The organism is Sphingopyxis panaciterrulae (assembly GCF_014199295.1).
In the GTDB taxonomy this organism is placed as follows: Bacteria; Pseudomonadota; Alphaproteobacteria; order Sphingomonadales; family Sphingomonadaceae; genus Sphingopyxis; species Sphingopyxis panaciterrulae.
In genome coordinates this window covers 125,678-141,380 of record NZ_JACIJH010000002.1, presented here as the reverse complement: position 1 = coordinate 141,380, position 15,703 = coordinate 125,678, and the positions used below count along the sequence as shown (strand labels likewise).

Sequence of the window (15,703 nt, the reverse complement as noted above, 5' to 3'; positions counted from 1 at the left end):
CCACAACCAATCAGCCGAGGAACCACCACAGCGCGCCGGCAGCCAGCAGCGTCGGACAGACAAGGAAGAGAAAGAGCGCCCCGGACGGCGCATCGGCGCATTCCCTCCTGTCGCGATAATAGGCCGCCAGGCGCCCCGACAAATGCTCATCGGCGGCGAGGGCTGCCTGATCGACCAGTGACAGGGCAGGAAGGATCGTCGCGAGCCTTTCGAGTTCCTCCGCATCGAGCTTGGGATAGCGAGACAAGAGGGCTTCGGCCTCATGGGTCATCGACGAAGGGCAGCGCGCACGCGCGGCAAAGAAAGCGGACATGAGTATCTCCTGGATATGAAAAGCGCCGTCAGCGCCGGGAGGTACGGACCGGACGCGTCTCAGCGAGGTGCCCCGTCCGGCTAGAGGCCAAACGCCTCGGGAAGACAGGGGCGCGCCGAAAGCCAGATCAGGCCTGCCATGCCAGCGAGCGACAGCAGGCCGGTCAGCGCCCAGCCGATGCGCGACGTCCGGGTGAGCGCGAACAGGAGGCTGTAGGCGCCGACCACGCCCAGGATGAGGATGAAGCTCATCATCTCTTCAAGCCCATGATACGAACAGAGTCGCGATAGGAACGTCATGATGGACTCTCCCGGGTCAGGGCGCCTGCCGCAGCAGGAGCCCGATCAGGACACATGTGAGCGTGAAAGGAATGACGAACGCCAGGAGCAGGAGGAACTGACTCCAGCATCCCACTCGCCGGCCGCCCTCGTCGGTTTCGATTGCGCGGCCCGTCATGCGGTTCGTTCCCTGCTGCGAGCGACGAACCGCGGTGTCTCCTCGCGCTCGTGGAGCAGGCTGACCATCGCCAGCATAACGCGGCGAGCCGACACGCTCGCGCCGATGCGCGGGTCGCACCAGAGGTCGGAATAGAGTGCGGCATGAACACGCAGCGCGCGATCGAGATCGCTTTCCCGGCCCACAAGGCGCCGTTCGAGGTCGGTCACCGCCCGCGAGGCCCGCTCGATCGGCAGGCCGTTCGCATCGACATCGTGCCAGATCGCGCGACGCTGCGCCTCCTGCGTAATCGCCGGGGCCGGGATGCGGAAATGCCGGTCGAGCGCCACCGCGACCCGCTCTCCCATGGGCAGTCGGCCGGACAGGCGCAGGGCCACGGCCAGCATCTGGTCATCGGCGAGCGGTGAATGCTCGAGGCGCTCGACCGCGCTATATCCGTCATCCGCGATCGCCCGCATGCGGGCGGCCTGGGCGGGGGATGCCAATATCTCTTCCGCCCGCCCCGCGGCTTCGCGAAGCAGGCGCGCGAGCAGCGCATGCTGTTCCGCAGGTTCGTACACATCGATCTCCAAAGCGAGTAAGCAGCGAAGCGCCGTTCAGTGGGGTGGGATCGATCACGATCATCGCCGATACGCCATACGCGTCCGGCCCTTCCGATATCGGTGTTGCTGCATGGCCGAGAAACGCCCCGGGCCCGCCGCGTGCGAGTCCGGGGCAGCTAGCCTTGGAGCAGCCGGCCGGCGTGATGCGCCAGGCGCCTCAGAGAAAGAGAGACATGCATGACAGCCAAGATGGCTCTTTCTTCGGAAAAATCAACAGGCTGCGACCAGGATCCCCGTTGCCGTCGTTATTGACGGCTCTCACGCGTAAAGCGCGGAATCCCGAACAACGATGCCCGGTTTCGCTTTGTAGTCGAGGCGCTGGATTTTTCCGCGCGATATATTATATACCGTCCGTTATGGAAGTTGAGACCGCACCGACGACGAAAGGACGCCCGCGCGAATTCTGCGTCGACAAGGCGCTGGTCGATGCCCTCCACATCTTCTGGGCCAAGGGCTATGACGGCGCCTCGATGACCGACCTGACCGAGGCGATGGGCATCACCAAACCCAGCCTCTATGCCGCCTTCGGCAACAAGGAGGCGCTATTCCACAAGGCGCTTGACCTCTACGAGGCCGAGAAGCTGGAATATACGCGCGCCGCCCTCGATCAGCCGACCGCGCGCAAGGTCGCCGAATATTATCTGCGCGGCGCGCTCGACACCCATTGCGGCGCGACCGACCCCAAGGGCTGCATGGGCCTGCTCGGTACACTCGCCTGCAGCCCCGAGGCGGATTCGATCAAAGCCGATGTCGTGCGCCGTCGCGCCTCGTCGCACCGCGCGCTCGTCGAACGCTTCGAACGCGCGAAGGCGGAGGGCGACCTTCCCGCGCAGATCGACCCCGAAGGGCTGACCAGCCACATGCTAGCGATCCTGCAGGGAATCACCGTGCAAGCGAGCGCCGGCGCCTCGCGCGCCGAACTCGAACGGCTGGTCGATACCAGCCTCGCGCTATGGCCCGGCAAATAATTTTATAACGGTCGGTACAAAATTCCTTGACAAGATGAACAGCGGATTTATATACCGCTTAGTACAGATGGTCGAGGCGTCCTCACTTCGCCGCGACGAGCGAAGGGAAGCGCCCATGAGCCACTGTCCGTCCAACCCGGTCTAGCCCGCTAGGCCAGCCATATAACATCGCGAGAATCCGTGTCGGCGCCCCTGGGGCGGCGGACGGCTTCCCCATTCCGAAATCTCCCCTCGCCGGGCGCGAGTATGTCCCGGGGCGCAAGCCCCCTTGCGCCCGGCCCCCCGATCTAAGGAGGACCGACCCATGGCTAGCCTTGCCCTTGCCGAGCGCGCGCCGCGCGCCATCGAGCCCACTCCCCTCTCCCTGACCTCCACAGCGTCGAAAGCCCAGAATCCCACTGGCTTTTCGACGCTGGAATGGTCGGTCGTGATGCTGGCGCGTCACGACCGACCGTCGAGCCTGCGCGAACCCGGCCGCATCATGAAGCTGCTTTCCGCGCTGGTAGGCAATGCCATCAACCGGCAACTCGCGGACCCGAAGCTCGAGGCGTTGCGCCGCATGGCGGTGCTGACCTGGCATCAAAGCTATGCGGTGCCCAAGGGCGAACTCACGGCCTTTTTCGACGCGGGCTATTCGCCCGACCACTATGAACTGCTCGGCAAGCGCGTCGCGGAAGCGCACGTCGCCCGCCTGTTCCGAAAGTAACCGTCCCATGAACATGCTCTCCCCGATCCGGCGCGAGGAGGCGGCAAAGACCGCGCCTGCCCCTGCGCCGTCGCCGCGCCGCTGGCGCCGTACCCTTCAGATCGGCCTGCCGCTCGCGATTCTCGTCGCGGCGGGCTATGCCCTGACCCATCGCGAAGGCCCGGCGAACGCCGCGCCTCCGATGCCTGTCGTCACCGTCGCCGCGCCGCTGGTGCGCGAGATCACCGAGTGGGACGATTATGTCGGCCGCTTCGAAGCGAGCCGGTCGGTCGATGTGCGCCCGCGCGTCTCAGGCGAACTCACCGGCATTCACTTCACCGACGGCCAAGTCGTCCGCAAGGGGCAATTGCTCTTCACCATCGACCCGCGCCCGTTCAACGCCGCGCTCGCCGAAGCGCGGGCCGACGCGGCGAGCGCGCGCAGCAAGCTGGCGCTCGCGCGGACCAATCTCGCGCGCGCCGAGCGACTGATCGTCGACGACGCGATTTCGCAAAGCGACGTCGATCAGCTAGGCGCAGAAGTGCGCGCGGCGACCGCCGCGCTTGCGGCGGCGGAGGCCCGCGTGCGCTCGCGCGCGCTCGACGTCGAATTCACCCGCGTGCGGGCGCCGATCGGCGGCCGCATTTCGGACCGCCGCGTCGACGCCGGCAATCTGGTCGCGGCGGGCGAGGGAGCGGGCAGCACCCTGCTCACCACGATCAACGCGCTCGACCCGATCTATTTCGCCTTCGACAGTTCGGAGGCGCTGTTCCTCAAGGCGCAGCGCGACCGAGAGGCTGGCGGCACGACCGGGCAACAGGTCGAGGTCCGGTTGCAGGATGAAAGCAATTATCGCTGGAAAGGCCGCGTCGACTTCACCGATAATGCGATCAATGCCCATTCGGGCACGATGCGCGTGCGCGCGGTGATCGACAATCCCGACTATTTCCTTACGCCCGGCATGTTCGGCAACATGCGACTGGCGCAGGGTGGGAAGGTGTCGGCGCTGCTGGTTCCCGACGCCGCGGTCCGCACCGACCAGGCGCGCAAGCAGCTGTTCGTCGTCGCCAAGGACGGCACGGTCGCCGCGCGGCCGGTCGAGACCGGCCCGCTGGTCGCCGGACTGCGCGTGATCCGGTCGGGCCTGACGGCGCAGGACCGCGTCGTCGTGCAGGGCATCCAATTTGCTCAGCCGGGTACGAAGGTGACGGCAAAGCCGACGACGATCCGGCCGAAAACCGCCCCCGCCACCACCCAGGTCGGCGAAAGACAGTCGCGCGCCGCGTCGCAGGCCACCCTCGCGGGATAGGACCGCCATCGCGCCGGCTCCAACCGGCACGATGCCTCCTCCCGCTCAGATCCCGATATTTTGCCGGCCCCGGTGGGCCGAGGAGACTCGACATGCGTCTCAGTCATTTCTTTATCCGCCGCCCGATCTTCGCGGGCGTGATTGCGATCATCATCACGATCATCGGCGCCTTCGCCTATTTCGGGCTGCCGGTGTCGCAATTCCCCGCCGTCGTTCCGCCAACGGTCACGGTCAGCGCCAGCTATCCCGGCGCATCGGCCGAAACGGTCGCCGACACCGTCGCCGCGCCGATCGAGCAACAGATCAACGGCGTCGACAATATGCTTTATCAGTCGTCGCAATCGACCGGCGACGGGCGGCTGACGATCACCGTCACCTTCAAGCTCGGCACAGATCTCGACACCGCGCAGGTGCTGGTCCAAAACCGCGTCGCGCTCGCCGAGCCGAGCCTGCCCGAAGAGGTGCGGCGGCAGGGCGTCGTGGTCCGCAAGACGTCGCCGTCGTGGCTGATGGCGGTCAATATCCTGTCGCCCGACGGGTCGCTCGACCGCAGCTATGTCTCCAACTATGCGCTGACCCAGCTCAAGGACCGGCTGACCCGCGTCGACGGCATCGGCGACGTGCAGGTGTTCGGCGCGCGCGACTATGCGATGCGCGTGTGGATCGACCCCGGCCGCGCCGCCGAGTTGGGCCTGACTGCCGGCGACATCGTCGCGGCGCTGCGGGCACAGAATGTACAGGTCGCCGCCGGAGTCGTCGGGCAGCCGCCGTTCGACACCGGCGCCGCGCATCAGCTCAACGTCGAGACCCAGGGCCGCTTCAAGACCGCCGATGAGTTCGCAAACATCATCGTACGCACCGACCCGACCGACGCGATCACGCGTCTGCACGACGTCGCGCGCGTCGAGCTGGGGGCCGAGGATTATGGCGTGAACGCCTATCTCTCGGGCCAGGATTCGATCATCATGGGCGTCACCCAGCGCCCCGGCAGCAACGCGCTCGCCGCCGCCGAAGGGGTCAAGGCCCAGCTTGCCGATGCGGCGAAGACTTTCCCCAAGGGGCTCGAATACCGGATCATCTGGAACCCGACCGAGTTCATCAGCGAATCGATGCACGCGGTGCAGAAGACGCTGCTCGAGGCGATGCTGCTCGTCGTCATCGTCATCATCGTCTTCCTGCAAAGCTGGCGCGCAGCGATCATCCCGATCGTCGCCATCCCCGTGTCGCTGATCGGCACCTTCGCGGTGCTCGCCGGCCTCGGCTATTCGCTCAATACGCTGTCGATGTTCGGGCTGGTGCTCGCGATCGGGATCGTCGTCGATGACGCAATCGTCGTCGTCGAGAATGTCGAGCGCAATATGGAGCATGGCCTCGCCCCGCGCGAGGCGGCGCATACCTCGATGGACGAGGTGTCGGCGGCGCTGGTCGCCATCGTGCTCGTGCTGTGCGCGGTGTTCGTGCCGACGACCTTCCTCACCGGCATCACCGGCGAATTCTATCGCCAATTCGCGGTGACGATCGCCACCGCCACCGTGATCTCGCTGATCCTCTCGCTCACCCTGTCGCCCGCGCTCGCGGCGCTGTTGCTGCGCCCGCGCACGGAGCAGGCGCCGGCGGCGGGATGGCGCCGCCATGCCTGGCTGGCAGGCGACCGCTTCAATCGCGCCTTCGACCGGCTGAGCAACTGGTATGCGCAGACCGCGCGCCGTACCATTGGCGCTCCGCGCCGGGCCTTTGCAACCTATGGCGGACTGATCCTCGCCACCGGCGCGATCTTCTGGGCGACGCCGGCCGGCTTCGTTCCGGCGCAGGATCAAGGCTATGCCCTCGCCGCGATCCAGCTTCCTCCGGGCAGTTCGATCCAGCAGACCGACGCGGTGCTCAAAAAGGTGGTGAAGAAGCTGCTCGACGTCCCCGGCACCGAGGCGGCGGTGATGTTCGCCGGCTTCGACGGCGCCTCGGGCACGCAGGCGTCGAACGCGGGCGCGGCCTATGTCACCTTCAAGCCTTTCGCCGAGCGCGCCGGCACCGACCGGACCGAGCGCAATATCGAGGACGATATGCGCGCGGCGCTCGCCGGCGTGAACGACGCCTTGGCGTTCGTGATCCCGCCGCCCGTCATCCAGGGCATCGGCAACGGCGGCGGATACCGCATGATCGTGCAGGACCGCGGCGACGCCGGCTATCAGGCGCTCGAGCAGGCGGCCGGCCAGTTGATCGGTCAGGCGCACCAGCAGCGCGAACTCGCGAACGTGTTCACGCTCTACAATACCGCCACGCCGCGCGTGTATGCCGACATCGACCGTGCCAAGTCCGACATGCTCGGCGTCCCGCCGTCGCGGGTGTTCGAGGCGCTGCAGGTCTATCTCGGCTCCGCCTATGTCAACGACTTCAACCTGCTGGGCCGCACCTTCCGCGTCACCGCGCAGGCCGAAGCGGCGGCGCGCGACGATCCGTCGGACATCGCGCGGCTCAAGACCCGCTCGAACACCGGCGAGATGGTGCCGATCGGCGCGGTCGCGACCTTCACCGACAAGACCGGTCCCTATCGCGTCACCCGCTACAACCTCTTCCCCGCCGTCGAGGTGGACGGCGAAACCGCGCCCGGCGCCTCGACCGGCCAGGCGATCGAGGTGATGGAAAAGGTCGCGGAGAGCCTGCCTGCTGGCTTCTCGGCCGAATGGACCGACATCGCCTTTCAGCAAAAGGCGGCCGGCAACATCGCCGCGCTGATCTTTGCGCTGTCTGTGGTGTTCGTCTTTCTGGTGCTGGCCGCGCAGTTCGAAAGCCTGATGCTGCCGCTCGCGATCATCCTGATCGTACCGATGACGCTGCTCGCCGCGATGGCCGGCGTCAACCTGCGGGGTCTGGACAATAATATCCTGACCCAGATCGGCCTGATCGTCCTGATCGCGCTCGCGGCGAAAAATGCGATCCTGATCGTCGAGTTCGCCAAGCAAGCCGAAGAGCGCGGCGCGACCGTGGTCGAGGCGGCGGTCGAGGCCGCCCGCGCACGCCTGCGCCCGATCCTGATGACCAGCTTCGCCTTCATCCTCGGCGTGGCGCCGCTCGTCTGGGCGTCGGGCCCCGGCTATGAATTGCGCCAGGCGCTCGGCACCGCCGTCTTCTACGGGATGATCGGCGTCACCCTGTTCGGGCTGATCTACACCCCCACCTTCTATGTCGTCTGCCGCACGATCGGCGACCGCATCGCGACGCTGCGCGGCCGCGACGGCGGGTCGCCCGACCCCGCGCCGCAGCCCGCCGAATAAGGAGAAAGCGCCATGCGCATCCTGCTTGCCACCACCGTTTCCGCGCTGATGCTGTCGGCCTGCGCGGTCGGGCCGGACTTCGCTGCCCCCGCGCCTCCCCCCGCGGCGTCCGGCCCGCTTCTTTCGCTCCGGGACGGCGTGACGACGAACGCGCCCGCCGACGCCCAATGGTGGCGGCTCTACAAGGACCCGGTGCTCGACCGCCTCGTCGCCGACGCGCTGGCGGCGAACACCGACGTCCGCGTCGCGGTCGCCCGCATCGCCAAGGCCCGCGCCGCGCTGCGCGAGGTACGCGGCGACCGCCTGCCGTCGACGAGCCTGGGCGCCGGCGCCACCTATGGCCGTGCCAGCGAAGGCCAGACGCTGCCCGGTGCCGACCGCGAGGGGTGGCAGGTCGATGGCGGCCTGACCGTGGGTTACGAGGTCGACCTGTTCGGCCGCGTCGCGCGCGGGGTCGATGCAGCGAGCGGCGACCTCGCCGCCGCCCAGGCCGACGCCGACGCGGTGCGCGTGACCGTCGCGGCAGAGATCACGCGCGCTTATGCCGACGCCGCTTCGGCGGCCGAACGGCTCGGTGTTGCGCAACATATCGTCGACCTGCTCGACAAATCGGTCGCGCTCACCGCGCGCCGCGCCGAAGTGGGGCTGACGACCAAACTCGACACCGCACGCATCGCGGCGCTGCGCGACCAGCGCCGCGCCGACATCCCGGCGATCGCCGCGGAACGCGACGCCGCGCTCTTTCGCCTCGCGACCCTGACCGGCCGCGCGCCCGCCGATCTGCCGCCGATCGCGGGAGAACGGCAGACGAGCCTGCGGCTCGACCGGCCGATCCCGGTCGGCGACGGCGCCGCGCTGCTCGCGCGCCGCCCCGACGTCGCCGCCGCCGAGCGCAGGCTCGCCGCCGCAACCGCACGCATCGGCGTCGCGACCGCCGATCTTTATCCGCGCATCAGCCTCGGCGGTTCGATCGGGCAGACGAGCAGCGGGCTGGGCGACCTGTTCGGCGGCGGCCCGCTGCGCTGGCTGCTCGGCCCGCTGATAAGCTGGTCCTTCCCCAATCAGGAGGCGGTGCGCGCGCGGATCGACGGCGCCGAGGCTGACAGCCAGGCGGCGCTCGCCGAATTCGACGGCACGGTGCTGCGTGCCCTCGAAGAAACCGAAACCGCGCTGTCCGCCTATGCCCATCTGCTCGACCGGCGCACGGCGCTGCAATCGGCACGCGACCAGGCCGAGACCGCGGTGAAAATCACCCGCGCGCAACAGCGCGAGGGCGCGATCGACGGACTGGAGGCCCTCGACGCCGAACGTACCTTCGCCGAGGCGGAGGCATCGCTCGCCCTCGCCGACGCCCGCATCGCCGACGCGCAGGTCGACCTGTTCCGTGCTCTGGGCGGGCGGTGGGGCGCCGGATAGATATCCTATCGCCGATTTCGATCCGCCATGCCTTGCGCGGCCAGCGCGCCGCCCGAGGTCAAACAGCGTCGATTTTTCGGTATGCGGCTGATAGGGGTGCGAGGGAAAGGATTACCGTGTTCGAATCCCTCGCTTTTCTGGCGATCCTCATCCTGGGCGTCATGCTCGCAGACACGCGGAGCCGGCTGAAGCGCGCCGAAGCGACCCTGGCCGAGGCCGCGAAGCGGATCGGCGCGCTCCAGCGACACACGGGCGTTCGGACGGGCGAAGAGTCCACCGGCAGCATCTCGCCGGACGCGCTGCCGGACACGGCACCTTCCGCAAAGCCGGAACCGCCCGTTCGCGCCACTGCGCTGGCCGGCGCCCCCACGCCCGCGGCGCTGAAAAAGATCGAGCGGCCCGCCAGGCGCACGGAGCAAAAAACGCCCGCGTCGAAACCGGCACCCCAGCCGAAAACGCCCGCGGCACCGATCAATTTCACCGCGCGCTTCGAGACTCTGTTCGGCAAGACGCTGCCGATCTGGGCAGGCGGGATCACGCTCGCGATCGCCGGCGTCCTAATCGTCCGCTACGCGATCGACCTCGGCTTCTTTGCACGGGTCTTCACGCCCGGCGTCCAGGTGATCGCGGGCATCCTCTTTGGTCTCGGACTGATCGGCGGCGCCGAATATGCGTGGCGCAACGAGGACAGGCTGCGCGACGTGCGCGTACCGCAAGCCCTGTCCGGCGCGGGGGTCGCAACGCTCTATGCCGCGATCATGATCGCGGCAAATGTCTACGGGCTGATCGGACCGCTGTTCGCCTTCGCCCTGCTGGCGCTGGTGACCGCGACCGCGCTCGGCCTGTCGCTCCGGTTCGGGCCGCCGAGCGCGCTGCTGGGGCTGGCGGGCGGTCTGGCCGCGCCGGCGCTGGTCGGAACGCTCGCGCCGAACGTGCCACTGCTCGCCCTCTATCTGGCGCTGACGATCGCGGCGATGACCGGCGTCGCACGGATGCGCCGATGGCCGTGGCTTGCGATCGCCGCGCTTGCGGGCGGGGCGGGCTGGAGCCTGTGGATGATCGCCATCGGCGGCGCGCTCGATACGCTCGGCTCGCTGTCGATCGGCGGCTATATCCTTCTGCTTGGCGTCGCCGTTCCCCTGCTCGCCTATCAAGGGCCCCGCGCCGCGCTGCTTCGGGCGGCGGCGGCCGTCGTCGGCGCTCTCCAACTCGCTCTCCTTCTTGCCTATGCGGGCTTCACGCCGCTCCATTGGGGTCTTTTCGCGCTGCTCGCGGCCGCCGGACAATGGCTCGCCTGGCGCGAGCGCAGCCTTGCCGTCGTTCCGACGACAAGCCTCGCGCTGTCGATTCTGCTTCTTGCCCTGTGGCCCGACGCCCTGGCGTCCTGGTTCGCCGTGGTCGGCATCGCGCTGGCGGCGATCCACGCGCTGCCGCTGCTCGCCCGCCTGTGGACGCCGCCCCATCCGCGCCGGACGCTCGAGCTTTGTCTGCTAGCGCTCGCGATCCCCGCGCTGACCAAGTGGCAGATGGTGGCGCTGTCCGATGGCGCGCTCGCGCTTGTCGTCGCCGCGGCCGCGCTGGTTCCGGCGATCGGTATCGCCCGCGGCTGGAACGCCGAAGGCCGCACGGCGGATACCCGTTTCGCCTGGCTCACCGGAACCGCCGCGGCGCTCGCGGCGCTCGCGCTGGGCCTGCTCGTGCCCGTCTGGCTCGTCCCGGTTGCGACGGCGGGCGTTGCCGCGGCGCTGCTGCCGTTCGGCAAGGCGGCCGCAGATCGCCGAGTCGAATGGTTGGCGACGGGCGTCTTCGGCGCCGCGCTCGCCGCGCTGGTCGCCACGCCCGGCGCGCTCGGCGAGATACCGCGCCTTGCCGACGGGGCGACCGCCGCCGCCGGTCAGGCCGGTCTGCGCTGGGCAGCACTGGCGCTCACCGCGCTCTGCTTTGCGCTGCGGGCGGATCGGCCGCTCGTCCGCCGATTGGGTCAGGGCTTTGCGGCCGCGCTCGCCTATGGCGCCGCCGCGCAACTGCTTCCCCCCGTGTTGCTGTTATTCGTTCCGGCGGTCGGCGGCGCAGCCCTGCTGTACGCCGCACGGCGCATCGACCCAGCGCGGATCGATGCCGGCGCCGCGGTGCTCGCCACGATCAGCCTTGACTGGGCCGCGATGCCCGCCACGATCTGGACGGCGGAAGCGCTACTCTCGCTCAGCGGCGCGCCGATGCGGATCGAGGGCCCGGCGCTGGCCGCGGCCGATGCGATCCGCCGCATGATCGTGCCGGCGCTGCTTTTCGGCGTACCGCTTTGGCGTCTTCGCGGCCGGCTTCCCCACTGGCCGTGGGTCGGCGGGCTCGGCGTTGCAGGGGCGATCGGAATGGTCGCGCTCCACATCCTCTATCGCCATGGCTTCGCGGCGGTTGTCGGCGGCGATTTCGTCGCGACCGGAATGACACAGCGCCTGGTTTGGGAAGGGCTGCTCATCGGCTTCGGTTGGCTGCTCTGGCGCCGCGGCCTTCGCGGCGGGGCACGGGCATTCGCGATCGCGGGGACGGCCCACGCGCTCTATTATGGCCTCATCCTCCACAACCCGCTGTGGGCCGAACAGGCGGTCGGCGCCTGGCCGCTCGTCAACCTGCTGCTGCCGCTGGTCCTGATACCATGGGTCGGCGTGCGGCTGATCGCGACGCTTTTCACCCCGGTGCCGAAGAGCCTCGATCGCACCGCCCAGCTCGTCGCCATGGCGCTGGTCACGCTCTTCGTCTGGGCGACGCTGCGTCAGGCTTTTCACGGCAGCCTGCTCGTCGAGCCGGGAGTGGCGCCGGCCGAGAATATCCTGCGCTCGCTCCTCCTGTTGCTGCTCGCGATCGGCTTCCTGCTCTGGGGCATTCGTGTGGGCCGGCAGGACTGGCGCATCGCGTCGCTCGTCCTGATGCTCGCGGCGGTCGGCAAGGTGTTCCTGTTCGACGCATCGGGCCTCGAGGGCCTGCTCCGCATCGGCTCGTTCGTCGCGCTGGGGTTCAGCCTGATCGGGATCGGCTGGCTCTATAGCCGGCAGCTCGCTTCCCCGGCGGCCGTCAGCGATCAGGTTCCCGCCATGGAAGAAAACCCGAACGGGACGGAACGGCCGGACCCGCGCAGGGCCGGCTGACCGCAGCGATCGAAAAAAGAAACGACTCGGCGCTTGCTCGACCATGCGGAGGGCCACCATAAGGGGTGGAGCCTTCGGGCCATATCAGACGATGGAGACGACCCCCTAATCCCATGGCCGATCCCCGCTGCCTTCTCGCCATCCTGCTCCTTCCCTTTGCCGGAAGCCTGATCGCGGCGTTTCTGCCGACGCGGAGCCGCGACCTCGCGTCGACGCTGGCGGGGGTGGTCGCGCTCGCCGGCTGCGCGATCCTGATCGCTTATTATCCGCATGTCGCCGACGGCGCGGTCCTGCGATACGAGTTGCCTTGGTTGCCGACGCTCGGGCTCAACCTCACGCTTCGGCTCGACGGCTTCACCTGGCTCTTCGCCACGCTCGTCCTCGGCATCGGGGCGCTCGTCATCCTCTATGCGCGCTATTACATGTCGGCGGAGGACCCGGTCCCGCGCTTCTTCGCCTTCCTTCAGGCCTTCATGGGGGCGATGCTCGGCATCGTCGTGTCGGGCAACCTGATCCAGATCGCCTTCTTCTGGGAATTGACCAGCCTCTTTTCCTTCCTGCTGATCGGGTACTGGCATCATAATCAGAGCGCGCGCGACGGCGCGCGCATGGCGCTGATCGTCACCGGTGCGGGCGGCGTGTGCCTACTCGTCGGATTGCTACTGCTAGGACGGATGGCGGGGAGCTACGACGTCGATGCGGTGCTGGCGGCACGCGACGCCATTCAGGCCGATCCGGCCTATCTGCCCGCGCTGATCCTGATCCTGATCGGCGCCTTCACCAAGAGCGCGCAGGTGCCGTTCCATTTCTGGCTGCCGCACGCGATGGCGGCGCCGACGCCGGTGTCGGCCTATCTGCATTCGGCGACGATGGTGAAGGCGGGCATCTTTCTGCTGACCCTGCTCTGGCCGGTCCTGGCCGGTACCGATAGCTGGTATCTGATCGTGACCACCACCGGCCTTGCGACCCTGCTGGTCGGCGCGTGGGTGGCGATCTTTCAGCAGGACCTGAAGGGACTGCTCGCCTATTCGACGATCAGCCATCTGGGCCTCATCACTCTGCTGCTCGGCCTCGGCAGTCCGCTTGCGGCGGTCGCGGCGATCTTTCACACGGTCAATCATGCGACCTTCAAGGCGTCGCTGTTCATGGCGACCGGGATCATCGACCATGAAACGGGGACGCGCGACCTGCGCCGGCTGAGCGGGCTGGCCCGCTACATGCCGATCACCGCAACGCTCGCCATGGTCGCCGCCGCCGCGATGGCGGGAGTGCCGCTGCTCAACGGCTTTCTGTCGAAGGAGATGTTCCTCGCCGAAGCGCTCGAAGCGCACAGCGGAACGGTCATCGACGTGGCTCTGCCCTATCTCGCGACGCTCGCCAGCGCGTTCAGCGTCTTCTATTCGGTGCGCTTCATCCACCAGACCTTCTTCGGCCCGCCGCCGGAGGACTTGCCGCACCAGCCGGCCGAGGCCCCGCCCTGGATGCGCCTGCCGATCGAGATATTGGTGCTGGCCTGCCTGCTCGTCGGCATCGTGCCGGCGCTCACCATCGGGCCGCTGCTCGCCAGCGCGGTCCAGTCGGTGCTGGGCGACCGCACGCCGACCTACAGCCTGGTCGTCTGGCACGGCTTCACCCTGCCGCTGCTGATGAGCCTGATCGCGCTGGTCGGCGGCACCGCGCTCTACATGATCTTCCGCGACCGGCTGAACGCCGCCGAGCGATCGCCGCTGATCGGCCGGCTCAAGGGGCGCCGGACGTTCGAGGCGGTACTGGGGGCGATCGTCGACGCGGCGCGCGGTCTTCACGGCCTGCTCGGAACCCGGCGCCTCCAGGTGCAGTTGCGGCTGCTGATCGCGACCGCGCTGCTCGTCGGCACCCTGCCATTCCTCCGCCTCGGCTACAGCCGGGGTCCGCTCGTCGAGACGCTGATCGAGCCGGTCTTCGCCATCCTGTGGCTGATCGGCGGCGCGTGCGCGATCGCCGCGGCATGGCAGGCGAAATTCCACCGGCTGGTCGCACTCGTCCTGGTCGGCGCCGCCGGGCTCGCGACCTGCATCAGCTTCGTCTGGCTGTCGGCGCCCGACCTCGGGCTGACGCAGCTCCTGGTCGAGATCGTCACCCTCGTCCTGCTGCTGCTGTGCCTGCGCTGGCTGCCGCAGCGCCAGCCCGATATCTGGCCCGAAGGGCGAAAGCCGCTGACGGTCCGGGTCCGGCGCGGCTGGGATCTGGTCGTCGCGGTCGCCGGCGGGGCGGGAATGGCTGCGCTTGCCTATGCGATGATGACGCGGCCGCTGCCCGACAGCATCTCGCGCTATTTTGTCGAGAACGCCTATTCGGGCGGCGGGGGCACCAATGTCGTCAACGTCATCCTCGTCGATTTCCGCGGCTTCGACACGCTGGGGGAGATCACCGTGCTGTCGATCGTCGCGCTGACCGTCTTCACCCTGTTGCGCCGTTTCCGCCCAGCGCCCGAAAGCATCGAGCTGCCCGACCAGCAGCGGCGGCAGAATGCGTTCGACGAGGCGAGCGAGGACCATGCGATGGGCGACACGCTCGTCCACTATCTCTTCGTCCCGCGCATCATCATGCAATGGCTGTTCCCGGTGGTTCTGACCTTCGCCCTCTATCTGCTGATGCGCGGCCATGACCTGCCCGGCGGCGGCTTCACGGCAGGGATCGCGACGTCGATCGCCTTCCTGCTCCTTTACATGGCGAACGGCACGCGGCTGGTCGAGGCGAGCCTGAGCGTCCAGCCGGTGCGCTGGATCGCCGTCGGGCTGGTCTGCGCGGTGGCGACCGGCCTTGCCGCCTGGCTATTCGGTTATCCCTTCCTGACCAGCCATTCGCGCTATCTCACCCTGCCCCTGATCGGCGATATCCCGCTGGCGAGCGCACTGCTGTTCGATATCGGCGTCTTTGCGGTGGTCGTCGGAACGACGCTGCTGATGTTGATCGCCATCGCGCACCAGTCGATCCGTTCACCGCGCGCGCGCAAGCCCGCCGCGCCGCCCGAACCCGGCGGCGAGGGAGGTTACTGATGGAATTGCTGCTTTCGCTCGCGATCGGGGTGCTCACGGCGTCGGGGCTGTGGCTGCTGTTCCGGCCGCGCACCTTCCAGGTCATCCTCGGCCTGTCGCTCCTGTCCTATGCGGTCAATCTGTTCATCGTGGCGGCAGGACGTCTGCGCAGCGACGCCCCGCCGATCATCGGCAAGGATACGGCGTCCGCCGACCCGGCGCTCTATGCCGACCCGCTGCCGCAGGCGCTGGTGCTGACGGCGATCGTCATCTCCTTCGCGACCACCGCGCTGCTGCTGGTCGTGCTGCTCGCCTCGCGCGGACTGACCGGCACCGACCATGTCGACGGCGAGGACGGCGAAGCATGAGCGTTTTTCGACCATTTTGGGTCGCCTTGATTGGGCCAGGAAGCCCGCTGGCGAGACGCGGCGCGTGGCAGGGGCTAGTGAGCCCCTGCAAGCAACGCAACGCGGCCAGCGGGCTTCCTGGCCCAACCGCTCCGCGGCGGGCCGATTTTGGCCC

Annotated in this window: 12 protein-coding genes; 8 read left to right on the top strand and 4 right to left on the bottom strand. The window is 68.3% G+C overall.

Features of this window, described 5'->3' with window-relative positions; all coding sequences use genetic code 11:
• Window positions 1–10 precede the first annotated feature (10 nt).
• From FHR21_RS04700 to FHR21_RS04685, 4 genes are all read right to left on the bottom strand, one after another.
• The gene (locus FHR21_RS04700) at window positions 11–313 is read right to left on the bottom strand and encodes a hypothetical protein (RefSeq protein ID WP_184095849.1); all 303 of its coding nucleotides are present in this window, start codon (window positions 311–313) and stop codon (window positions 11–13) included.
• Between the two features lie 80 nt (window positions 314–393).
• On the bottom strand, window positions 394–564 hold the full coding sequence (locus tag FHR21_RS04695; RefSeq protein ID WP_184095847.1) for a hypothetical protein: 171 nt from the start codon (window positions 562–564) through the stop codon (window positions 394–396).
• A 64-nt stretch (window positions 565–628) separates the two neighbouring features.
• On the bottom strand, window positions 629–769 hold the full coding sequence (locus tag FHR21_RS04690) for a hypothetical protein (protein WP_184095845.1): 141 nt from the start codon (window positions 767–769) through the stop codon (window positions 629–631).
• Window positions 766–1,341 (bottom strand): hypothetical protein, encoded by a 576-nt coding sequence (locus FHR21_RS04685; protein WP_184095843.1) that lies wholly within the window; start codon window positions 1,339–1,341, stop codon window positions 766–768. The genes FHR21_RS04690 and FHR21_RS04685 overlap by 4 nt, the downstream gene beginning before the upstream one ends.
• 386 nt (window positions 1,342–1,727) lie before the next feature.
• Between FHR21_RS04685 and FHR21_RS04680 the strand changes: the two genes are divergently transcribed.
• The 8 genes from FHR21_RS04680 to FHR21_RS04645 all read left to right on the top strand — a co-directional run bounded on the left by FHR21_RS04680 (window position 1,728) and on the right by FHR21_RS04645 (window position 15,549).
• The gene (locus FHR21_RS04680) at window positions 1,728–2,339 is read left to right on the top strand and encodes a TetR/AcrR family transcriptional regulator (protein WP_184095841.1); all 612 of its coding nucleotides are present in this window, start codon (window positions 1,728–1,730) and stop codon (window positions 2,337–2,339) included.
• A 304-nt stretch (window positions 2,340–2,643) separates the two neighbouring features.
• On the top strand, window positions 2,644–3,045 hold the full coding sequence (locus FHR21_RS04675) for a hypothetical protein (protein ID WP_184095839.1): 402 nt from the start codon (window positions 2,644–2,646) through the stop codon (window positions 3,043–3,045).
• 7 nt (window positions 3,046–3,052) lie between these two features.
• Window positions 3,053–4,333 carry an efflux RND transporter periplasmic adaptor subunit gene (locus FHR21_RS04670; protein ID WP_184095837.1) on the top strand — a complete coding sequence of 427 codons (1,281 nt, stop codon included), beginning with the start codon at window positions 3,053–3,055 and terminating at the stop codon, window positions 4,331–4,333.
• Window positions 4,334–4,425: 92 nt separating this feature from the next.
• A complete protein-coding gene (locus tag FHR21_RS04665) occupies window positions 4,426–7,605 on the top strand; it encodes an efflux RND transporter permease subunit (RefSeq protein ID WP_184095835.1) in 3,180 nt (1,059 codons plus the stop codon).
• A 12-nt stretch (window positions 7,606–7,617) separates the two neighbouring features.
• Window positions 7,618–9,021 (top strand): efflux transporter outer membrane subunit, encoded by a 1,404-nt coding sequence (locus FHR21_RS04660; protein ID WP_184095833.1) that lies wholly within the window; start codon window positions 7,618–7,620, stop codon window positions 9,019–9,021.
• 116 nt (window positions 9,022–9,137) lie between these two features.
• Window positions 9,138–12,164, top strand: coding sequence for a DUF2339 domain-containing protein (locus tag FHR21_RS04655; protein ID WP_184095831.1), 3,027 nt, complete (start codon window positions 9,138–9,140; stop codon window positions 12,162–12,164).
• 113 nt (window positions 12,165–12,277) lie between these two features.
• The gene (locus FHR21_RS04650) at window positions 12,278–15,202 is read left to right on the top strand and encodes a monovalent cation/H+ antiporter subunit A (protein WP_184095829.1); all 2,925 of its coding nucleotides are present in this window, start codon (window positions 12,278–12,280) and stop codon (window positions 15,200–15,202) included.
• The gene (locus tag FHR21_RS04645; protein ID WP_184095827.1) at window positions 15,202–15,549 is read left to right on the top strand and encodes a Na+/H+ antiporter subunit C; all 348 of its coding nucleotides are present in this window, start codon (window positions 15,202–15,204) and stop codon (window positions 15,547–15,549) included. The genes FHR21_RS04650 and FHR21_RS04645 overlap by 1 nt, the downstream gene beginning before the upstream one ends.
• Window positions 15,550–15,703: the final 154 nt, after the last annotated feature.